Source organism: Pseudundibacterium arcticum (assembly GCF_042646465.1).
GTDB lineage: Bacteria > Pseudomonadota > Gammaproteobacteria > Burkholderiales > Burkholderiaceae_D > Undibacterium_A > Undibacterium_A arcticum.
On the sequence record NZ_JBHRTP010000016.1, the window covers coordinates 39,672 to 62,212 of the forward strand.

The following is a 22,541-nucleotide window of genomic DNA, read 5'->3' on the forward strand; positions in this document are numbered from 1 at the left end:
CGTCCAAGTCACCGAATTCACCGCAGAAAGTTGTACATGAAGAAACCGAAGTCGAGCCAGGAATCCGCGCAGCTTGCAGCGGCGGCGGCAGCAGCCGCGGCTGCGCAGCGAGATCAAATTCGCATTCGCGGCGCGCGCACCCACAACTTGAAGAATATCAACCTCGACCTGCCGCGCAACAAGTTGGTGGTGATCACCGGCCTGTCCGGTTCCGGCAAGTCGTCGCTGGCGTTCGACACCCTGTATGCAGAAGGCCAGCGCCGTTACGTCGAATCGCTGTCGGCCTATGCGCGCCAGTTCCTGCAGCTGATGGAAAAGCCGGACGTCGATCTGATCGAAGGGCTGTCGCCGGCGATCTCGATCGAGCAGAAAGCCACCTCGCACAACCCGCGCTCGACGGTCGGCACGGTCACCGAAATCCACGATTACCTGCGTCTGCTGTACGCCCGCGTTGGCACGCCCTACTGCCCGGACCACCCGGAAAACGCGCTGGCGGCGCAGTCGGTGTCGCAGATGGTCGATGCGGTGCTGGCGCTGCCGGCAGAGACCAAGCTGATGATCCTGGCGCCGGTCGTGGCCAATCGCAAGGGCGAGCACGTCGACCTGTTCGAGCAGATGCAGGCGCAAGGTTTTGTCCGGTTCCGGGTGCAGAGCGGCACCCACGCGGCCAAGATCTATGAAGTCGACGATCTGCCGAAACTGAAGAAGACCGAGAAACACACGATCGACGTCGTGATCGATCGCGTCAAGGTCAATCCCGACATCAAGCAGCGCCTGGCCGAGAGTTTCGAGACCGCGCTGCGCCTGGCCAGCGGCCGCGCGATCGCAATGGAAATGGAAGGCGGTCACGAGCATATCTATTCCAGCAAGTTCGCCTGCCAGATCTGCGGTTACTCGCTGCAGGAACTGGAGCCGCGGCTGTTCTCGTTCAACAATCCGATGGGCGCCTGTCCCGAATGCGACGGCCTCGGTCACATCGAATTTTTCGATCCGAAGCGGATCGTCGCCTTCCCCAATCTGTCACTCGCATCCGGTTCGGTCAAGGGCTGGGACCGACGCAACCAGTTCTATTTTCAGATGCTGAACAGCCTGGCGGCGTTTTATGAGTTCGACGTCGATGTGCCGTTCGAGCAGTTGCCGGAAGCGTCGCAGCAAGTGGTGCTGTACGGCTCCGGCAAGCAAACGATTCCATTCGCCTACGTCAACGAGCGCGGCCGCACCGAAGTGCGCCAGCATGCGTTTGAAGGCGTGGTCAACAATCTGCAGCGGCGCTACCGCGAGACCGATTCGATGGCGGTCAAGGAAGAACTGGCCAAGTTCATCAACGAGAAAGAATGCCCGTCCTGCCACGGCGCCCGCCTGCGCATCGAAGCCCGTTACGTCAAGGTCGGCAACGGCGCCCAGGAACGCGCGATCTATGAAGTGGCCGCGATGCCGCTGCGCGCCACGTTGAGTTTTTTCGACGAGCTGACGCTGACCGGCGCGAAGAAGGAAATTGCCGACCGCGTGGTCAAGGAAATCATCTCGCGCCTGAACTTCTTGAACAATGTCGGGCTCGATTACCTGTCGCTCGATCGCAGCGCCGACACGCTGTCCGGCGGCGAGGCGCAGCGCATCCGGCTGGCGTCGCAGATCGGCTCCGGCCTGACCGGCGTGATGTACGTGCTGGACGAGCCATCGATCGGCCTGCATCAGCGCGACAACGACCGCCTGATCGCGACGCTCAAGCATTTGCGCGACATCGGCAACAGCGTGCTGGTGGTCGAGCATGACGAGGACGCGATCCGTACCGCCGATTTCGTGGTGGACATGGGCATCGGCGCCGGCGTGCATGGCGGCGAAGTGATCGCACAGGGCTCGCTGGAAGACATCCTGAAAAGCACCAAATCGCTGACTGCGCAATACCTGAACGGCACGCTGGCCATCGCGGTGCCCGCCAAGCGTACCGCAGCCGATCCGGAGCGCCAGTTCGTGATCAGCGGCGCCAGCGGCAACAACCTGAAAAACGTCACGCTGAACTTGCCGGTCGGCCTCCTGACCTGCGTCACCGGCGTCTCCGGCTCGGGCAAATCGACGCTGGTCAACGACACGCTGTATCACGCCGCCGCACGGCATCTGTACGGCTCGCAGGCGGAACCGGCGGCGCATGAATCGATCAGCGGCCTCGAACATTTCGACAAGGTGATCTCAGTCGACCAGGCGCCGATCGGGCGCACACCGCGCTCGAATCCAGCCACCTACACCGGATTGTTTACACCGATCCGCGACCTGTTCGCGACCGTGACCACCGCCAAGGAACGCGGCTATTCGGCCGGCCGCTTCTCGTTCAACGTCAAAGGCGGGCGCTGCGAGGCCTGCCAGGGCGATGGCGTGATCAAGGTCGAGATGCACTTCCTGCCCGACGTCTATGTGCCGTGCGACGTCTGCCACGGCAAGCGCTACAACCGCGAAACGCTGGAAGTGCACTACAAGGGCAAGAACATCACCGAAGTGCTGGGCATGACGGTCGAGGAGGCGCACGTATTCTTCAAGCCGGTGCCGGTCATCGCGCGCAAGCTGCAAACGTTGCTCGATGTCGGCCTCGGCTACATCCGGCTCGGCCAGAGCGCGACCACGCTGTCCGGCGGCGAGGCGCAACGCGTCAAGCTGTCGCTGGAACTGTCGAAGCGCGACACCGGCCGCACCCTGTACATCCTGGACGAACCGACCACCGGCCTGCATTTTCACGACATCGATTTATTGTTGAAAGTAATCCACCGGCTGCGCGACCAGGGCAATACGGTGGTGATCATCGAACACAACCTGGACGTGATCAAGACCGCCGACTGGCTGGTCGATCTGGGGCCGGAAGGCGGCGCCGGCGGCGGGCTGATCATCGCCACCGGGACGCCGGAACAGGTCGCGAAAAATCCGGAAAGCGTGACCGGAAAATATCTGAAGCCGTTGTTGAAGCCCTTGCTGAAGCGATAGCGGCAGCATCGGCGCCAGACCGTTGAAGGTGGACAGCAACGTCGTGAGGGCCGTTGCCGCCACCGTTGTGGTTTCGCATCACCAACCCGCGCATTCCGCCGGCGTGCAGAAGTCCGGCAAGCAGGAATTTTAGGGGAGTATTGCCGGAAAATAAGCGATTGCGGCAATGATGGCGCGCGGGAAATAAAATACACCTCCGTGTATTTTATGATGCGGCTTATTTCAGCAGCCGCGCTTCCGCCCTCGAAATGCCTTCTACCGCGCCGCGCAACACCACCACGTCACCGATCTGCAGAATCGCCTCCGGCGTCACGTCCAGCCGCAATTTGCCGCGCCGCAGCAACGTCACTTCGGCGCCGAGCGACGCCAGATCGAGTGCCTCCAGCGACTTGCCGACCGCCGCCGCACCATTGTGCAAGGTGACCGAATGCAATCGCAACTGCTCGTTATCGTCCGCCTCGACATCGCTGGCGCCGTGGAAAAAACCGCGTAGCGACGCATAACGCTGATCGCGCGCACGCTGCACCCGATGCACCACGCGCCGCAGCGGCACACCCAACAGCATCAGCGCATGCGAGGCCAGCATCAGGCTGCCCTCCATCACTTCTGGTACCACTTCGGTGGCGCCGGCGGCTTTGAGCTGATCGAGATCGCTATCGTCGTAGCTGCGCACGATGACCGGCAGTCTCGGATGCAGCTCGTGTGCGAAATGCAGTACTTTCAGTGCCGACGGCGTGCTGGCGTAGGTCACCACCAGCGCCGCAGCGCGGTGGATACCCGCCGCCACCAGGCTCTCGCGCCGGGCCGCGTCGCCGTACGACACATTGGCGCCGGCGGCCTGCGCCTCGCGCACCCGTTCCGGGTCGAGGTCGAGCGCATGGTAGGCGATTTTTTCTTCCTCCAGCAGCTTCGCCAGATTCTGGCCGCTACGGCCGAAACCGGCGATGATCACGTGTTTTTGCGTGCTCATGGTGCGGCTGGCGATCTGGGTCAGCGCCAGCGACTGCAGCATCCATTCACTGGCCGAAAACTTCATCGCGATCGCGTCGGACTTGGCGATGATAAAAGGCGCTGCCAGCATCGACAGCACCATCGAGGCCAGGATCAGCTGGATGAGCAAGGGGTCCATCAGCCGCAGTCCACCGGCCTGATTCAACAGCACGAAACCGAATTCGCCGGCCTGCGCGAGACCCAGGCCGGTGCGCAGCGCGACACCACTGGAGGCGCCGAACAGCTTGGCCAGCAGCGCGATCAAGGCAAATTTCAGCAGCACCGGCCCGGTCAAGAGCAGCAGCACCAGCCACCAGTGCTGCAGCACCAATTCGAGATTGAGCAGCATGCCGATGGTCACAAAAAACAGCCCGAGCAGGACGTCGCGAAACGGCTTGATGTCTTCTTCGACCTGATGCTTGTATTCGGTCTCGGAGATCAGCATGCCGGCGACGAACGCGCCAAGTGCCAGCGACAAGCCGGCCAGTTCGGTAATCCAGGCCGCACCCAGTGTGACCAGCAACAGGTTCAACATGAACAGCTCTTGCGAGCGGCGCTGCACCACGATCTGGAACCATTTGCGCATCAGCTTCTGGCCGATGAACAGCAGCAGCAACAGCACGATCACGGCCTTGAACGCGGCCCAGGACAGAGTGGCCAGCAGGTCGGCCGGATTTTGTGCCAGCGCCGGGATCACGATCAGCAGCGGCACCAGCGCCAGATCCTGAAACAGCAGCACGCCGAAGATGCGACGGCCGTGCTCGCTTTCCAGTTCCATCCTCTCGGTCAGCAACTTCGAGACGATCGCGGTGGACGACATCGCCAGCGCGCCGCCGAGCGCAAACGCGGCCTGCCAGCTGATATTGATGATTTGCGGCGCGAAGCGCGCGACCACCCAGCCGAACAGCATGGTGGCGCCGATGGTCAGCAACACCTGCGCCATGCCAAGGCCGAACACGGTGGTGCGCATCGACGACAACTTGGGCAGCGAGAATTCGAGCCCGATCGAGAACATCAGGAATACCACGCCGAACTCCGCCAGCGAGTGCATGGTGCCATCGTCATGCACCAGGCCGAGCGCATGCGGTCCGATCAGGATGCCGACCACCAGGTAACCGAGCATCGGCGGCAGATGCAGCATGCGGAACGCGACCACACCGAGGACGGAGGTTCCGAGAAGCAACAGGGTGAGTTCAAGCGCTGAGAACATTATTTTGGTCGTTGTTGTTTTATTACGTAGATAGTGCGTTTTAGCGCCAAGTATTGCGGAATTGACTGCGGACTTGATTGCAAACTAGCGCGGGACCGGCCCGGGATGTGACTTTATGTTACAGATGGCAAGTTTTTTGCTTTATCAAATTCGTTTATACTTTCGCCATGAGTGTACCCCAAGCAAAATCCCCTCCCAAAGCTTTCGACGCCGACAGTGCCCAGCGGGCGCTGCGACTGGCCCGCGAAACCCTGCAAATAGAAGCCAACGCGCTGATCGCGCTGGACCAGCGGCTGGCCGACGGCGATCACAGCATCGTGCAAGCAGTGCAACTATTGCTCAATTGTCATGGGCGGGTCGTGGTGTCGGGCATCGGCAAGTCCGGTCATATCGCACGCAAGATCGCCGCGACGCTGGCCTCGACCGGCACCCCGGCCCTGTTCGTGCATCCGGCGGAGGCGGCGCACGGCGACCTCGGCATGATTACCGCGCACGACGTATTTATCGCGATTTCCAATTCCGGCGAAGCGTCCGAGCTGATGTCGATCGGACCGATCATCAAGCGCATGGGCGCCAAGCTGATCGCGATGACCGGCAATGCCGACTCCAGCCTGGGCGAACTGGCCGACGTCCACCTGAACACCCGGGTCGACAAGGAAGCCTGCCCGCTGAATCTGGCGCCTACCGCCAGCACCACCGCCGCCTTGGCGATGGGCGACGCGCTAGCCGTGGCGGTACTCGATGCGCGCGGTTTCCGTGAGGAAGATTTCGCGCGCTCGCACCCCGGCGGCGCGCTCGGACGCCGGCTGCTGACCCATGTGCGCGACGTGATGCGCAGCGGCGCCGATATTCCAGCGGTGAGCGCCGACACCTCGCTGTCTGCGGCGCTGGAGGAAATCACCAAGAAAGGTATGGCGATGACCGCCATTGTCGACGTCGACGGGCGCGTGCTGGGCGTGTTCACCGACGGCGATCTGCGCCGTCTGATCGAGCATGTACAGGACTTCACGAAACTAAGCATCGCCGACGTGATGCACGCCAATCCTCGCACCATCGAGCCGCAGCGGCTGGCGGTCGATGCGGTCGCGATGATGGAGGAATTCCGCATCAATCAGCTGCTGGTGGCCGATGCCGACGGCATCCTGGTTGGCGCGCTGCACATCCACGACCTCACTCGCGCCAAGGTCATCTGATGCACACCGACCAACACAAGCTCGGTCTGGCGATGGAACGCGCAGCGTGCGTCAAGCTGATGATTTTCGATGTCGACGGCGTGCTGACCGACGGCGGCCTGCATTTCGGCGCCGAGGGCGAAGTGATCAAGCGCTTCAATGTACTCGACGGCCACGGCATCAAGCTGCTGCAGCAATCGGGCGTCGCCACCGCGATCATCAGCGCCCGCCAGTCCCCGATCGTGCTGCGCCGCGCCAGCGATCTCGGCATCGCCCACGTACAACAGGGCGTGCATGACAAGGCCGCGGCGTTTCAACTGCTGCTGCAGCAGACCGGCCTCTCTGCCGCCGACTGCGGCTTCGTGGGCGACGATGTGATCGATCTGCCGATTCTGCTACAGGTCGGCTTTGCCGCCAGCGTACCGAACGGCCACCCGGAAGTCACCAGCCGGGTCCATTACGTCAGCCGCGCGACCGGCGGTCACGGCGCCGCGCGCGAAATCTGCGATTTTGTTCTGCGCGCACAGGGCACGTATGACGCGGCCATGGCACCGTATTTAACGCTCACCCCGAGGCCCGCTCTACCCTCCCGTCCTGCGCCGAGCACGGGCGAATTTCCGCAATGAACGCCGGCCCCTCGCCCCGTTTGCGCCTGACCGTATTGATGGTGCTGGGCCTGGCCCTTGCGCTAGGCAGTTTCTGGTATCTGGAGAACACGCGCAAGGAGCTGGCCGACATGCTGCCGAAGGGGCAGCGGACCGAGCCGGATTATTTTATCGATCGCTTTCAGTACGTCCGCATGTCGACCACCGGCCAGCCGCGCTACAAGGTTTCGGGCGTCAAGATGACGCATCATCCGCTGGACGATTCATTCCAGATTCGGCAACCGGTGGTGCGCAGTCTCGGCGACGAGCGGCCGCCGATGACGATCGTCGCCGATCGCGCCCGGCTGGAAGACTTGAACAGCAGGCTGCACATGCTCGACCATGTGCGGGTCGACCGACCGGCCACACCGCAGTCTCAGCCGTTTCGGCTCGACACCGAACAGTTGTTGATCCTGCCGGATGAGGACATCATGCAGAGCGACCAGGCAGTCGAGATGGCGCTTGGCAATGCGCGCATGAGCGGGGTCGGCATGTTTGCCAACAACGCGACCGGTGAACTGAAATTACTGAGTCAAACCAAGGTTCACTATCCGCCGCCGACTACCCGGTAGCCGAAATTCGTGCGCCAAGAATCAACAATACCAATGCCGTACTCAATGAAGATTTTGTCATGACACGTTTTCTTTCTTACCCGCCGCTGTTGCTGGCGCTATTGCTGGCGTTTGGCGTCACGGGTGTCGCGCATGCCGAAAAGGCCGACGCCGGCAAACCGACCAATATCGAGGCCGACCAGATGGCCTATGACGACGTCAAGCAGATCAATACGTTCAGCGGCAACGTGGTGTTGAAGCGCGGGACGTTGATCATGAAGGCCGACAAGATGGTCGTGACGCAGGATCCGGCCGGCTACCAATTTGCGACCCTGACCGGCGTGTCGGGCGGCGTCGCGACGTTCCGGCAGAAGCGCGACGGCGGCTCCGACCTGTGGATGGAAGGTCAGGGCGAACGGATCGAATACGACGGCAAGAACGAACTGGCGCGCTTCTTTTCCAAGGCCAAGCTAAAGCGGCTGGAAGGCAGTAAGCCGACCGACGAGGTCGAGGGCGAATTCATCTCCTACGACAGCCGCACCGAATTTTTCTCGGTCAACAATACCGCCAACGGCGGGAGCAAACCCGGCGCCGGGAGGATCAAGGTCGTGATTCAGCCGCGCCCCGAGTCGAAGGGAAGTAAATGAGCAGCACCCTGGATGTGCGCGGCCTGCAAAAATCCTATGGCAAACGGATGGTGGTCAGCGATGTGTCGGTGCAAGTAAAAAGCGGTGAAGTGGTCGGCCTGCTGGGCCCGAACGGTGCCGGCAAGACCACCTCGTTTTATATGATCGTCGGCCTGGTGCCGTCGGACGCCGGCGAGATCGATCTGGATGGCGTCGATATCTCGCACCACCCGATCCACCGGCGCGCGATGCTCGGCCTGTCCTACCTGCCGCAAGAGGCGTCGGTGTTTCGCAAGCTGACGGTGGAAGACAATATCCGCGCAGTACTGGAACTGCAAAAAACGGATGGCAAGGCACTGCCGAAAGCGGAGATCGAGCAGCGACTGGACACCTTGTTGCACGATTTGCAAATTGAAAAGCTGCGCGAGAATCAGGCGCTGTCGCTGTCCGGTGGTGAGCGGCGGCGCGTCGAGATCGCGCGCGCGCTGGCCACCAACCCGCGTTTTATCCTGTTGGACGAACCGTTTGCCGGCGTCGATCCGATCGCGGTGATCGAGATCCAGCGCATCGTGCGTTTCCTGAAGGCGCGCGACATCGGCGTGCTGATCACCGACCACAATGTGCGCGAGACACTCGGCATCTGCGACCACGCCTACATCATCAATCAGGGCGAGGTGCTGGCCAGCGGCCATCCGGACGAGATCATCGCCAATGAATCGGTGCGGCGGGTGTACCTGGGGGAACATTTCCGTATGTAAACCCGTGCGATGCAAGCCGTGGGCAACGCCGTGCGGCACTGCGGCTGGCCGCTGAACGAGTGATGCAGCATGCATACGGAACTGTAAACGATCCACATACTCCATGAGAGGAACGTTGGTTTCGCATACCAATTAATGGGAGAAGCAACATACTCCATCACAAAGATCAATATCAATCAATATCAATCAAGATCACCGGCGCGCCATCGGTCCGTGATAAGTTGCAGCAAGCCGCACAGGAAATAATCCAGCCGACATGAAACAAACATGAAGCAGTCACTTCAGCTCCGCACTTCGCAGCATCTTGCGTTGACCCCACAATTGCAGCAATCGATACGATTGCTGCAATTGTCGACGCTCGAACTGCAGCAGGAACTGGAGCAGATCATGCTAGAGAATCCGCTGCTGGAGCGACTCGACGATCCACTCGATCGTTCGGTGCGATTGCAGGCCGATGGCGTGTTTAACGATACGTCCGGCACCTCCAGCACGCCGGCCGACACGGGGCCAAGCGCCAGCGACAGCAATGGCTCAGGCAGCGCCGACCAACCTGAGCGCGCTGCGGAGGGCGCCGATGCCGGCGCTGCGGCGGACGGCGAACCGGCCGAAGCCGGCGACTCCGACTGGAGTTTCGACGATGCCCCGCGCAGCAGCAAGGCGCCCGACGACGATGGCTGGCCGCAACTGGAAGCGCATCACTCGACGCTGCGCGAGCACCTGCTGGAGCAGATGCGGGTGACCGTGCGTGAGCCGCGCGACCGCGCGCTGCTGGAACTGGTGATCGACGCAATCGACGAGAACGGCTATCTGGAGCAGACGCTGGAAGAAATCCACGCGCTGCTACCGCCGGAATTGGAAGTCGAACTCGATGAACTGAACACGGTACTGAAGCTGTTGCAGAGTTTCGACCCGGCTGGCGTCGGTGCCTGCTGCGCCGCAGAATGCCTGGCGTTGCAAATCAAGCGATTGCCGAAAGTGCCATACGTGACGCGCAAGATGGCGCTCGCAATCGTCGAACACCACCTCACCCTGTTTGCGCAACGCGACTTCACCAAACTCAAAAAAGCGTTCAGTTGCGACGACGAGGATCTGCGCGAGGCGCAGACCGTGATCCGGATGTGCAACCCGCATCCGGGCGCCGTATTCGCCGCCGGCAGCTCGGATTACGTGGTGCCGGACGTGGTAGTGCGGCGCATCAAGAACGACTGGCAGGTGACGCTGAACCGCGATGTGATGCCGCGGCTGCGGGTCAACGCGATGTATGCCAGCATCCTCAAGCAAAACAAGGGCGATGGCTCGCTCGGCTCGCAACTGCAAGAGGCAAAGTGGCTGATCAAGAATATGCGCCAGCGTTTCGATACGATTCTTCGCGTATCGCAAGCGATTGTGGAGCGCCAGCGGAACTTTTTTACCCATGGCGCTGTCGCGATGCGCCCCCTTGTTTTGCGTGAAATAGCTGATACACTGGGTTTACACGAGAGCACCATTTCTCGTGTCACCACGCAGAAGTACATGCTTACCCCGCACGGCATGTTCGAGTTGAAATACTTCTTTGGCAGCCACGTCGCCACCGAAGCGGGAGGGGAAGCGTCATCGACGGCGATACGGGCACTCATCACGCAACTGATAGGAGCAGAAGACCCTCAACATCCACTTTCAGACAGCAAAATTGCAGACATGCTGGGTGAACAGGGCATGGTAATCGCGCGACGCACGGTCGCGAAATATCGAGAAGCCCTCAAGATCCCGGCGGTAGGCCTGCGCAAGTCTTTGTAGTTTTTCTCGTTGCTGTGTTCCTGCGGTAGCGTTGTTTGTAGTTGATCGGGAACGCCAGTGACATCAATAGGAGCGTTGTATGAATCTCACCATCAGTGGACATCATCTCGAAGTGACCCCCGCAATCAGGGACTATGTACAAAGCAAGCTCGAGCGCGTCATGCGCCATTTCGAACATGTCATTGATATAGCGGTCATCCTGACCGTCGATAATCTCCCGGAAAAAGAAAAGCGACAAAAAGCGGAAATCAATCTGCGTTTGAGCGGAAAGGCGCTGCACGTGGAAAGTCTGGCGCATGACCTGTATGCCGCCATCGACAGCCTGATCGACAAACTTGATCGTCAAGTGATCAAGTACAAAGACAGGTTGCAACAACATCAACATGAGGCAATCAAGCATATGCCGGAGGCGCCAGCGCCCGAAGTCGTCGCCACCTAGGTGGCCGACTGCCGAACAGATCGGCAACATGGTATGAAGGGCGCAGCGATGCGCCCTTTTCCATTGGAGCGCATCAAGATTTGCCGTGACCTGCACCGATATGGATATTCGCGTAGCTCGAGAGAATCGGATTTGATGCTTCGCGGAAAACTCGGCATCCGGTACTGCGCACGGCAACGGGCACTGGCAACACGAGTTCCGATAAAATGCTGCTTTCTTTTTCGCCAATCACACCATGTCCGACTACGTTCAGAGCAGCACCCACAACCGGATCGGCTTCATCACACTGAACCGCCCGGATGCGCTCAATTCCTTGTCACTGGCGATGGTGCGCGCATTGACGCAGGTGCTGCTGGGCTGGCGCGATGACGCGGCGATCGATGCGGTCGTGATCCATAGCAGCAGCGCCAAGGCGTTTTGCGCCGGCGGCGATATCCGCTTCTTTCATGCGGTTGGCAGCAAGCCACCCACCGGCGGCAGCGCGCTGCTGGAAGATTTCTTCACCGAAGAATATGCGCTGAATCACCTGATCCACCATTATCCGAAACTGTATATCGCGCTGCTCGATGGCGTGGTGATGGGCGGCGGGATGGGTATCGCGCAGAGCGGCGAAGCGGCGCGTCTGCGCATCGTCACCGAGCGCACCAAGATGGCGATGCCGGAAGTCAATATCGGTCTGTTCCCCGATGTCGGCGGCGGTTATTTCCTGTCGCGCGCACCAGGCCGGATCGGCGCCTATCTGGGCCTGACCGGCGAGATCATCGGCGCCGCCGATGCCCTGCATGCCGGGCTGGCCGATGTATTCGTGCCATCGGCCGAGTTGCCGACGCTGCTGGCGCTGTTGCGCACCAATCCGCGCGGCGGATCGGGCAACGGCGCGCGTGCCGTGGTCAATCACTTTGCTGCCGGGTTCCGTGCGCAAATTGATCCGGCCGCGAGCCGGCTGGCAATGCAACGCGCGCTGATCGACCGCCACTTCGCGCACGATAGCGTGCAGCAGATCGTTGCGGCGCTGGAGCAGGATGGCGACCCGTTCGCGCAAAAAACCCTGGCCGTGATGCGACAACGCTCGCCATTGCTGATGTGCGTCACGCTGGAACAGCTGCGGCGCGGCGCCAGCATGTCCGTGGCCGACTCCCTGCGCATGGAGCGCACCATGGTGCGGCACTGTTTCGAGCATGGCGAAGTGCTGGAAGGCATACGCGCGCTGGTGATCGACAAGGACAATGCCCCGCAGTGGAACCCGCCGGCATTGGAGGCCGTCACGCCCGAGATGGTGGGCGCGTTCTTTGTCGAGGCGTGGCCGGCCTATGCGCATCCGCTGAAGAATTTGGCGTAACGGCCGCAACGCCCCGCAGTGCTATCTATTGCAGGCGACAATGCGTACATGAGCAAACAACTCGATCATCGCGGCGCTGCGGCGAGCGCAGGATAAACTGGCCTGCCGTCATGCGCGCGAGCAGGTCGGCCATTGCTTGATCGACGGACGATCAGATTTCGTCGACTGCAAACAGGCGTCGATACTCGCGGATCGCGTAGCGATCGGTCATGCCGGCGATGTAGTCGGCTACTTGACGTGCCTGTGTATGGCGGTCGCCGCCGGCAGCCAGATAATCCGGCGGTAGGAGGCCCGGCTCGGCGATGAAGGCATCGAACAACTGCCGCACGATATGGCGCGCCTTGCTGGTCATTCGGTTGACCTGGTAATGCCGGTACAGATTCTGGTGCAGGAAATGCTTCAGCTGCAGCGCTTCCGCCTGCATCGCATCCGAAAACACGATCAGCGGCGAACCGGCGCGCACCTCGTCGACGCTGGCGGGATGCGCATCCCGGATCCGCGCTTGCGAACTGTCGATCAGATCTACAACCAACGTGTTGATCATGCGCCGCATCGTTTCGGCAATCGCGCGCCGTCCGCCCAGACCGGGAAACACGCTTTCGACTTCACGCCGGTGCCGCGCATAAAAATCGACCTGGTCGAGTTGCGTCGTGGTCAATAAACCGGAGCGCAATCCATCGTCGATATCATGATTGTTATACGCGATTTCATCGGCCAGATTGGCCAGTTGCGCCTCCAGCGACGGTTGGGTACGATCGAGGAAGCGCTGCCCGATCTCGCCCAGTTTGGCGGCATTGACTACCGAACAATGCTTGAGGATACCCTCGCGCGTCTCGAACATCAGGTTCAAGCCGTCGAATGCACCGTAGCGCTCCTCCAGCGCATCAACCACGCGCAGGCTTTGCAGATTGTGCTCAAAGCCGCCGCAGTCTTTCATGCACGCATTCAACGCATCCTGACCGGCGTGCCCAAACGGCGTATGGCCGAGATCGTGCGCCAGCGCGATCGCTTCGACCAGATCTTCGTTCAGACGCAGATTGCGCGCCACCGAACGGCCGATTTGCGCCACTTCGAGACTGTGCGTGAGCCGCGTGCGGAACAGGTCGCCCTCGTGATTGACGAACACCTGGGTCTTGTATTCAAGCCGCCGAAAGGCGGTGCAATGGATGATGCGGTCGCGGTCGCGTTGGAACTCGCTGCGTGAACTGGATGCGGCTTCGGCAAAGCGCCGGCCCCGCGATAGCGCCGACACGGCGGCATAGGGGGCCAGTTGCGCTTCGTGATTCATGTCACTGGATGCCGGCCTGCAGGGTTGCGTTCAACACATCCGCTGGTACGGTGGTGATGGTTGGCGTGCCGAGCGGCTTGGGCAGGATAAACTGGATCTGTCCACCTTCGTTTTTCTTGTCGACCTGCATCAACTCGATCCAGCGCGCTTGACCCAAATCTGGTGCCGTGGTCGGCAAACCCGCGGCGGCGACCAGCGCCTTGATCCGTGTTTTGCTGACGAAATCGATATACCCGAGCCGGTAGGACAGGTCGGCAGCCATCACCATTCCGCAGCCGACCGCTTCTCCATGCAGCCATTGACCGTAGCCGAGTCCGGCCTCGATTGCATGGCCGAAGGTATGCCCGAAATTGAGGATCGCGCGCAAGCCGCCCTCGCGCTCATCCTGCCGCACCACGTCGGCCTTGATTTCGCAGGAGCGCTGGATCGCATACGCCAGCGCCGCCGGATCGCGCGCCACCAGCTGGCCGATATTCGCTTCGATCCAGTCGAAAAACCGGGCGTCGATGATCGCACCATACTTGATCACTTCGGCCAACCCGGCCGATAGTTCCCGCGCCGGCAAGGTATTGAGCGTACCGGTGTCGGCGATTACCGCCCGCGGTTGGTAAAACGCGCCAATCATGTTCTTGCCGAGCGGATGATTGATGCCGGTCTTGCCGCCGACCGAAGAGTCTACCTGCGCCAGCAAGGTGGTCGGCACCTGTATGAACGGAACGCCGCGCATATAGCTGGCGGCAGCAAAGCCGGTCAGATCGCCGATCACACCGCCGCCAAGCGCGATCAGGGTGGTCTTGCGATCGCATTTTTCGGCCAGCAAGGCGTCGAATACCCGCATCAGGCTGGCCCAGGTTTTCTCTGCTTCGCCATCCGGCAGGATGATCGTGATCACGTCTTTGCCGACCAACTGCAGGCTCTGTTGGAGCTGCGCCAGATACAGCGGTGCCACCGTCGTATTGGTCACGATCGCAGCCCGCTTGGCGCCGATGTGACGCCCGAACATGGCGGCATTGCCAAGTAAGGACTGGCCGATGACGATCGGATAACTGCGCTCTCCGAGCTCAACTTGCAAATGGATGGTAGAAGGTTGCTGCTCGGTCATGATTGTGTGCGACGAGGTTTTCTGATTGCGCTGAAGCGATTGGTTCGATGCTGTGGAGAAATTGAGCGGGGCCGCATCACCGACCTCCTCGCTCAATCCGAGCTGTTGCAGGATTGCCTGCACCATCAGATGCACGTTCTGGCGTCCGGTGTCGATAATAACATCGGCCACTTCACGATAGTAAGGTTCACGCTGAAGCGTAAGCTCTTCGAGCTTCTTGCGCGGATCGACGGTCTGCAACAGGGGCCGGTTCTTGTCGTGGCTGGTCCGGTGCAGGATGCTGTTGACACTGGCCCGCAGATACACCACTTTGCCACGCGTTTTGAGGTATTCACGACTGTCGGCATCAAGTATCGCACCGCCGCCGGTAGCCAGCACGATGCCCGTCCTGGCGGTGAGATCGCGAATCACTTCAGCCTCACGGCGCCGAAAACTTGCTTCACCCTCGATCTCGAAAATCCACGGAATCGAGGCGCCGGTACGCACCTCGATCTCATGGTCGGAATCGATGAATTGTTTGTGCAGTTTTTTGGCGAGGGCGCGGCCGACGGTAGTCTTGCCCGCGCCCATCAGACCGACTAAAAACAGATTTCTTGACGCGTTCAACGGCTACATATCCCTGGGCAATTATGGAATCGGGTAATTAATGCTGTAATGATACACAACCGGCGAGCCCAAAGGTGAGGCGACTATGATGTCGAAAGTGTCGGTCGCCGTAGTTGCACCACCAACCAGGCAAGTCGGACCAGGAGTCACAGGAATCGTATGCGGGATCACAAAATACGTGTCGGGAACCGCATTCGGAATGATCTGACCTATCGTCGTGCCGCCGCTAATATTCGCCGAGACCAGCGTTGTGCCTTGGGGCAGCGGATTTCCGTTCAGGTCCGTCGGCGCAAGCTGCAGCGAGTAGGCTCCGCACGAGATCGTCGTCAACCGTGTGACCCCTGCAGGCACGACTGGCTGATCGGCGCTGAGATGAATGCCTATCGATCCGCTTAGTGTGTACAGCGCCGAGGTCGTCGATACGCTGATCGTCGCTAATCCTGGTACCTTGCCTGCGGCATTACCGACGCCGTAACGTGGATTTTGACTGCGGAATACAACGCTACACGCGCCGTTGACCGTCGTGCAACCGCCGTTGGACGCGCTGCCGATAGCGCCGCTGTCGGTCGTAAAAATTACGGGTGTGCCATCGGCCACTGGATTGCCGTTGACGTCGGCGAGCAGGATATTGACGTCTGTTGTTTCATTATCGTGATTCCAACCCGAAATATTGAAACTCTTTGCGCTCAGTGAAAAAGCGGCTTGAACCGGCTGCCCGGTTGTTACCGTAACACTGTCCGAGATGGTCGAAATCGCCGGTTGATTGTTGAACGCAGCAATCACCCGGAAAGTCGTCGGCACCGAGCCCGAATTCACGGTGACTACCGCTGTACCGTCGCTGCCAGTGGTGCCGGAAGTCGATTGCAGGCTAACCACATTGGCCGGATTCACAGAAAAATTAATTAGCTGGTTTGGCAACGGTTGCCCGGATGTATCTAGTGCCTTGAAGGTCAGGGTCGCCGTTTCTACGCGACCATTTCCGCCCGCACCCTGCAAAACGATGGCCTTGTCGCTAGGCGCTGCCGAAACGAAGCCGATCGAGGCCGCCACCGGTGCCGCGACGATGAGATTGGCCGAGATTGGCTGCGCGCCGGTGACCGACGCTGTCACGACATCGGTCGCGCCGCACCCCTTGTCGGTATACACTACCTGCGCTTGGCCGTTGACGGTAGTTGCACTGCTCGGCAACGATGCCTGACCGGAGCTGGCGCAACCGGACGAGAAATTCACCGTCACCGGCTGAGCCGTGTACAGTGCGCCATTGGCCAACACATTCACCTTGAGCGCGGTCGTGGCATACGACTTGAGATTGATTGTGCCCGAACTTGGCGCCGACAGATTCAGGGTCACGGCGGTCACACCCAGTTGATAATTCGATTTGACAATCAGGGCCTGGGTAGCGACAGTCGCAGTAGCCGTCACCGTATCGGCGGCCCCGGATTGCGTCTGGGCCGTCAGTAGATCTTTTGGCGACAGCTTGATCGATGCTACGCCGGACGCGTTGGTCAAGACCGAGCCTGAGGCCGGCGATAAGATCGATAGCGTGCCGCTGGTCGCAAAGGTCACGACGGTATTAGCGATCGGATGACCATTTGCGTCGAGCACGGTAGCCTGGGCCGTCAATGGATTCACCGTGGACAAGGCCTGCGAACTGACCCCACTCGCATCGACGAGATTCATGGTGATGGTACCTGCTGCGGCTGTTGTAGGGCCTGCAGTTCCCGTTGCCGGAGTACCCGTCGTTCCGGTGCCGGTTCCGACCGTGGTGCCAGGCGATCCGCCGCCGCCGCCGCAGGACGCCAGCGCGATTGCAAATACGGCACACGCGGTAAAGCGCAGACGATTACCGAGAGTCAATTCGTTCATTTTTAGTTTCATATTATGTCGCAGCCTTGATAGGTATTAACGGGTTGCCACGCGATCATTGACGATCTTCGGCGTGATGAAAATCAGCAGCTCGGTCTTGTCGTTGCTACGGCTCTTGGTCTTGAACAGATTGCCGACTACCGGGATATCGCCGAGCAGTGGCACCTGGGTCAGGGAATCGAGTTCCTGCTGGGTGTAAATGCCGCCCAGCACCACGGTTCCGCCGTTCTCGACCTGGACGTTGGTTTTCACGTGCTTGGTATTGATTGCGAAACTACCGGCGACTGCGACGCCACGGCTGTCCTTGGTAACGTCAACCACCAGGATGATATTGCCGTCCGGCGTAATTTGCGGTGTCACTTCGAGTTTCAGGTTGGCCTTTTTAAAGGTCACCGCGGTGGCGCCGCTGCTGGTCGCTTGCTGGTACGGAATCTCCTCACCTTGTTCGATTAGCGCCGCCTGCTGATCGGCGGTCACGACGCGCGGACTGGAAATGATCTTGCCCTTGCCGTCAGCTTCCAGCGCGGAAATTTCCAGATTCAGGAAGCGGTTGGCCGCTGCCGAGAACAGGCTAACTGCCAGGCTGCCAGCATTGAAACCATTGAGGTTGGCCGCCGGCAAATTGACGAATTGAGAATTCGGAATGAAGCTGCCGCTGGTCACTGGTGTTTGACCAGTTTGCTCGCCAACGCCGAGATAGTTACCGGTCAATGCGGCGCGATTATTGCCATTGATTTGATAACCGCTGTCACCGCCCCGCAGCGTGCGCAGATCAGCAAAGCCCAGTTTGGCACCGAGATTTCTGCTGAAGCTGTCGCTCGCCTCGACAATCCGCGCCTCGATCAGCACCTGACGGGTCGCGATGTCGGTGACCTGGATCAGCTTGCGCACCTCTTCCAGTTTCGATGGGATGTCAGTCACGAACAGCTTGTTGGTACGCGGATCGGTCGCTGCGCTGCCGCGCTTGGACAGGATGCGGTTCTTGCCGTCGCCACCATCCAGACCGAACACCATCTTGAACGCGTCGGCTTTCTGGTAATTCAGCTGGAATACTTCAGTCTTCAATGGTTCCAGTTCGGCGATCTGCGAGCGCTGCTCCAGTTCCAGTTTTTCCTTGGTCAGCAATTCATCTTTCGGCGCAATCCACAGGACAGAGCCGTTCTTGCGCATGTCCAGACCCTTGGCCTGCATCACGATATCCAGTGCCTGATCCCACGGCACGTCTTTCAGACGCAGCGTCAGATTCCCGCTCACGGTGTCGCTGGTGATGATGTTCAGGCCGGTGAAATCGGCGATCACTTGCAGCACCGCCCGCACTTCAACGTTCTGGAAGTTCAGCGACAGCTTTTCGCCGCGATAACCTTGTGTGCCCTGGGTCAGCTTGTTCGGCTCTTCCTTGATCGGCTTCACTTCGATCACGAGTTGGGTGTCGCTTTGATATACGCTGTGTTCCCACAAGCCTTTCGGCTCGATGATCATGCGCACGTTGTCGCCTTGCGGTACGGTGGTGATGGTGCTGACCGGCGTACCGAAATCTGCCACATCCAGGCGCCGCCGCAAAACCTCAGGCAGGCTGGTCTTCAGGAAATCAGCGACGATGGTCTGGCCCTGCTGGCGCACGTCGACGCCGGTCTGGTTATTGGGCAAATCGATCACGATCCGTCCTTCACCATTGACACCGCGGCGGAAATCGATATCGCGCAATGCCTGCTTGCCGCCCGCGCTGGCATTCGACGCGGGATTGGCCGGAATGCCGGCCGCGGTCAGTGCAGTCGCAGGACCGCCGGAACCATCGATCGTCACGATGATCGAATTACCCTCGACCACCGTGGCATAGTTCAGCGGCCGCTTGAGATTGAATACCAGACGCGAGCGTTCGCCGGCCTGCACGATATTCACATTGCGCACGTCACCGATATTGATGTCCTGCACCCCCTTGCCGGTGCCATTGCTGGTGGCGGCAAAGTCGAGTGCGATGCGGGCCGGACTGGTGATCGAAAAGCCGATCGGCGGCTTGGCAGGCGGGTTCTTTAACGTGACCTTGACGATCACATTGGAACCCTGCTGATTGGCGTTGATCGATTCAATCGAGTTCTCCTGTGCGCACGCCAGACTGCCGACCAGCGACAGACATGCGAAAGCACAGACCTTTACTGATTGTCGTAGCGATTTAAGTGCCATCATGGTCAAGCCCACCTGTGTTTTTTTTAAGGCAATCATTTTTTACTCTCCTGCAGCTCTAACTGGGCTTTACGCTCGGTCCACTCACCGGACGCATCCTGGACTATCTCTTTAATCGCGACCGCGGTATCGCTGACCTTGGTGACCATGCCGAAGTTTTGCCCGATGTAATTACCGACTTTGGCCTGGTAGATTGTCTTGTCGGCCTGTATCAACGCATAACCCAAACCCGGCTTTTGCAAGGTGCCGACCATTTTCAGTGCATCCAGCGGATAAGCTTCCAGCGGCTCGCGGCGGCGCTCCATGTCGGGCTTGAAGCCGTTGCCGGATTTGGCCTGCAACTTTGCCAGCGCGGCCGACAGCTTGGCCGGATTGTATGGATCGACCTCATTCCTGGCGTCATATACGAAGGGGGTGAATTTCTTCGGCTCGGACAATTTCGGCACAGCCACCTTGGTCTGCCGTCTGGCCTCGTCCATCCATTGCTGGACTTCCCGCACACCACTATCACCGCATCCTGCCAGCCCGGACAGCAAGGTCAGCGACATCACAGCACGCACACCTTGAGAGCGCATCATTTTTTGCCTCCCTTTTTGTCTTTCGTCGCATTGCGCTGGGCCAGAACTTCGTCCTTGTCCAGATAACGGAAAGTTTTGGCGACGGCGTCCAGCGTCAGTGCGCCATCCTTGCCGGCAACCAGATTCAAATTATTCAGCGTCACGATCCGCGGTAGATTCGCAATGTCGCTGGTAAACGAACCAACGTCATGATAATTGCCGGTGATTTTGATGTCGATCGGCAGCTCTGCGTAGTAATCCCTCACGACTACCTGACCCGGCTTGAACAGTTCAAATTGCAAGCCGCGCCCCAACCCGGCCTGATTGATGTCCGACAACAGCGCGTCCATCTCGGCCTTGCTCGGCAATTGCTTTTCGAGCGTCGCAACGTATTGACCGACCTGCTCTTTTTGCTTGCGCAAGGCATCGAGATTAATCGCTTGCTGGATCTTGCTCTTGTATGCGTCCTTGAGCTTGAGCTCTTCCTGCTCGCCACGATCGAGCTCGCCGAGCTGGTCCGACCAGTAACAATACCAGCCGAGCCCAATCGCAACCGCCAGCACGCCCACGCCGCACAACAGGCGCGGCATGATCGGCCATTGTCCCGGATGCCGGCCATCGAGGCCGCGAAACTGCGCGGCCAGGGATTCTCCAATACTTTTCAGATCTGCCATGGTGCGTCTCTCATATCAAGGTTTTTTTGACGCGGCGCTGGCGGCCACAGCACTTGCGGTCGCAGCACCGGCAGTTGCGCCGGCGGACGTGCCGCCGGCAATTGCCACCACCTGATTTTTGTCGCGCGGGCGCTTGATGCCCACGTTGATGTTGAAGTCGAACACTTTCTTGGCATCTTTACCCTGACCCAGCGCGGTTGAGCGAATTTCAATCAGATCCGGACGCTCCAGCCACTGGGAGTTATTGCTGAGATTGCGCAGGAACTCCGACACGCGCTCGTTCGATTGCGCATAGCCGTTGAGGACGATACGCTGGCCGTCCTGTTTGAAGGCACGCAGATAGACGCCTTCCGGGGTCTGTTTCACCAGCTCATCCATCAGATAAACTGGCTGATTGCGGTCGCCCTGCAAATCTTCCACCGCTTGCTGACGTGCTTTCAAGGACTCGATTTCCTGCTTCAGGGTGGAGATTTCCTTGATTTGCTCGTCCAGCTTCACGTTCTCGGCCTTGATCAAATTATTGCGTTCATTCTGGCCCGAGATCAAGTTCGCGATCACACCACCGACCAACAGCACCACGATCGCGCCGAGGACGGCCGACACGGCCAACAGGGCGAAGAACGCATTCTTGCGCTGCTTGCGTTTTTCCTCACGATGAGGAAGCAGGTTAATTTTGATCATTAGCCAAATCTCCGCATTGCCAGTCCGCAGGCGACCAGGTAAGCCGGCGCTTCGATGCGCAATTGTTTTTCACGTACGTTGGGAGCGAGTTGCATGCCTTTGAATGGACTGACCACCGAAGTGGAAATCTTGGTACGGTTCGCGACGACATCGAGCAGGCCCGGAATCATGGCGCAGCCGCCGGCCAGAAATAATTGGTCGACGCGGGTGTATGGTGTCGACGTGAAGAAAAACTGAATCGCCCGCGTGACTTCCAGCGCCGCGTTTTCCAGGAACGGATTACGGATCGCTTCGTCGTAGTCTTGCGGCAGATCGCCATTCTTCTTCTTCGCCTCGGCCTCGTCAAACGACAAGCCGTAAGCGCGGACGATATCCTGAGTCAGCTGATTGCCGCCGAACGGCTGTTCACGCTCGTAGATCGCCTGACCGTCGAGCAATACTGAAATATGGGTCGACTGGGCACCAATCTGGAATAGCGCGACGATCTGCCCCTGGCCGCCATTTGGCAACTGGGCCGTAATCCGGTCGATCGCCGCGCGCGCCGCATACGACTCGATATCCATCACCGTCGGCGTCAGGTCGGCCGCTTGTGCGATCGCGACTCGGTCTTCCACCTTTTCCTTGCGCGACGCAGCCAGCATCACCTCGATATCGTCCGGCGAGTTCGGTGCCGCTCCGATGACGTCGAAGTCCAGACTCACCTCATCCAGCGCAAACGGGATGTACTGGCTAGCCTCCGACTCCACCTGGACTTCCAGTTGGTCTTCGGACAAGCCCCCCGGCAGAATGATTTTTTTCGTGATCACCGAGGCTGGCGGCATGCCGAGCGCGGCAAATTTGGCACGGGTCCCGCTCTTTTTCCAGACCCGGCGTACCGCTTCCGCGACTTGCTCGATATTCTCGATATTGCCGTCTACCACTGCGCCTCGCGGCAGCGGCTCCGACGCATAGCGCTCCAGCCGCAATTCTGTCTTGCTGACTTCAGACAGCTCGACCAGCCGGACCCCGGACGTACTGATGTCCAGACCAACCAAAGGCGGATTTTTATTTCCGAACAACGATCCAAGATCCAAATTCAAGGGGGGTTCTCCCTAAAAACGTCATTTCCCTG

At 59.8% G+C, this 22,541-nt stretch carries 18 protein-coding genes; 9 read left to right on the top strand and 9 right to left on the bottom strand.

Going from position 1 to position 22,541, the window contains the following annotated elements:
* Nucleotides 1-36: 36 nt before the first annotated feature.
* On the top strand, nt 37-2,970 hold the full coding sequence (uvrA, locus tag ACFOFO_RS05965; RefSeq protein ID WP_390331119.1) for an excinuclease ABC subunit UvrA: 2,934 nt from the start codon (nt 37-39) through the stop codon (nt 2,968-2,970).
* A 217-nt stretch (nt 2,971-3,187) separates the two neighbouring features.
* Here the strand turns inward: uvrA and ACFOFO_RS05970 are convergent, their stop codons facing one another.
* Nucleotides 3,188-5,170, bottom strand: a complete 1,983-nt coding sequence (locus tag ACFOFO_RS05970; protein ID WP_390327371.1) for a monovalent cation:proton antiporter family protein — start codon at nt 5,168-5,170, stop codon at nt 3,188-3,190.
* A 167-nt stretch (nt 5,171-5,337) separates the two neighbouring features.
* Here ACFOFO_RS05970 and ACFOFO_RS05975 point away from each other — a divergent pair, with 167 nt between their 5' ends.
* From ACFOFO_RS05975 to ACFOFO_RS06010, 8 genes are all read left to right on the top strand, one after another.
* Entirely contained in the window at nt 5,338-6,363 is a 1,026-nt protein-coding gene (locus tag ACFOFO_RS05975; RefSeq protein WP_390327372.1) for a KpsF/GutQ family sugar-phosphate isomerase, read from the top strand.
* Nucleotides 6,363-6,968: a KdsC family phosphatase gene (locus ACFOFO_RS05980; protein ID WP_390327373.1), complete on the top strand. Its 606-nt coding sequence runs from the start codon at nt 6,363-6,365 to the stop codon at nt 6,966-6,968. Before ACFOFO_RS05975 ends, ACFOFO_RS05980 begins: the two co-directional genes overlap by 1 nt.
* A complete protein-coding gene (gene lptC / locus ACFOFO_RS05985) occupies nt 6,965-7,558 on the top strand; it encodes an LPS export ABC transporter periplasmic protein LptC (protein ID WP_390327375.1) in 594 nt (197 codons plus the stop codon). Before ACFOFO_RS05980 ends, lptC begins: the two co-directional genes overlap by 4 nt.
* A 59-nt stretch (nt 7,559-7,617) precedes the next feature.
* Entirely contained in the window at nt 7,618-8,184 is a 567-nt protein-coding gene (lptA, locus tag ACFOFO_RS05990) for a lipopolysaccharide transport periplasmic protein LptA (protein WP_390327377.1), read from the top strand.
* Nucleotides 8,181-8,921, top strand: coding sequence for an LPS export ABC transporter ATP-binding protein (gene lptB / locus ACFOFO_RS05995; RefSeq protein ID WP_390327378.1), 741 nt, complete (start codon nt 8,181-8,183; stop codon nt 8,919-8,921). The genes lptA and lptB overlap by 4 nt, the downstream gene beginning before the upstream one ends.
* 267 nt (nt 8,922-9,188) lie before the next feature.
* Nucleotides 9,189-10,697: an RNA polymerase factor sigma-54 gene (locus ACFOFO_RS06000; RefSeq protein ID WP_390327379.1), complete on the top strand. Its 1,509-nt coding sequence runs from the start codon at nt 9,189-9,191 to the stop codon at nt 10,695-10,697.
* A 79-nt stretch (nt 10,698-10,776) separates the two neighbouring features.
* On the top strand, nt 10,777-11,136 hold the full coding sequence (gene hpf, locus ACFOFO_RS06005) for a ribosome hibernation-promoting factor, HPF/YfiA family (RefSeq protein WP_390327381.1): 360 nt from the start codon (nt 10,777-10,779) through the stop codon (nt 11,134-11,136).
* A gap of 235 nt (nt 11,137-11,371) precedes the next feature.
* Entirely contained in the window at nt 11,372-12,475 is a 1,104-nt protein-coding gene (locus tag ACFOFO_RS06010; RefSeq protein WP_390327382.1) for an enoyl-CoA hydratase/isomerase family protein, read from the top strand.
* A gap of 151 nt (nt 12,476-12,626) precedes the next feature.
* Here the strand turns inward: ACFOFO_RS06010 and ACFOFO_RS06015 are convergent, their stop codons facing one another.
* Genes ACFOFO_RS06015 through ACFOFO_RS06050 form a run of 8 tightly spaced genes read right to left on the bottom strand, consistent with a single transcriptional unit; the run spans nt 12,627 to nt 22,509 of the window.
* Nucleotides 12,627-13,763, bottom strand: coding sequence for a deoxyguanosinetriphosphate triphosphohydrolase (locus tag ACFOFO_RS06015; protein ID WP_390327383.1), 1,137 nt, complete (start codon nt 13,761-13,763; stop codon nt 12,627-12,629).
* 1 nt (nt 13,764) lies between these two features.
* Complete coding sequence (aroKB, locus tag ACFOFO_RS06020) at nt 13,765-15,435, bottom strand: bifunctional shikimate kinase/3-dehydroquinate synthase AroKB (protein ID WP_390331131.1); 1,671 nt, start codon at nt 15,433-15,435, stop codon at nt 13,765-13,767.
* 57 nt (nt 15,436-15,492) lie between these two features.
* Nucleotides 15,493-17,337: a hypothetical protein gene (locus ACFOFO_RS06025; RefSeq protein WP_390331121.1), complete on the bottom strand. Its 1,845-nt coding sequence runs from the start codon at nt 17,335-17,337 to the stop codon at nt 15,493-15,495.
* A 36-nt stretch (nt 17,338-17,373) separates the two neighbouring features.
* A complete protein-coding gene (pilQ, locus tag ACFOFO_RS06030) occupies nt 17,374-19,521 on the bottom strand; it encodes a type IV pilus secretin PilQ (protein ID WP_390331133.1) in 2,148 nt (715 codons plus the stop codon).
* A 32-nt stretch (nt 19,522-19,553) separates the two neighbouring features.
* Nucleotides 19,554-20,096: a pilus assembly protein PilP gene (locus ACFOFO_RS06035; RefSeq protein WP_390327388.1), complete on the bottom strand. Its 543-nt coding sequence runs from the start codon at nt 20,094-20,096 to the stop codon at nt 19,554-19,556.
* Entirely contained in the window at nt 20,093-20,749 is a 657-nt protein-coding gene (locus tag ACFOFO_RS06040; protein WP_390327390.1) for a type IV pilus inner membrane component PilO, read from the bottom strand. The genes ACFOFO_RS06035 and ACFOFO_RS06040 overlap by 4 nt, the downstream gene beginning before the upstream one ends.
* Before the next feature lie 15 nt (nt 20,750-20,764).
* Entirely contained in the window at nt 20,765-21,430 is a 666-nt protein-coding gene (locus ACFOFO_RS06045) for a PilN domain-containing protein (protein WP_390327392.1), read from the bottom strand.
* Nucleotides 21,430-22,509 (bottom strand): pilus assembly protein PilM, encoded by a 1,080-nt coding sequence (locus ACFOFO_RS06050; protein WP_390331122.1) that lies wholly within the window; start codon nt 22,507-22,509, stop codon nt 21,430-21,432. The genes ACFOFO_RS06045 and ACFOFO_RS06050 overlap by 1 nt, the downstream gene beginning before the upstream one ends.
* Between the last annotated feature and the right edge of the window lie 32 nt (nt 22,510-22,541).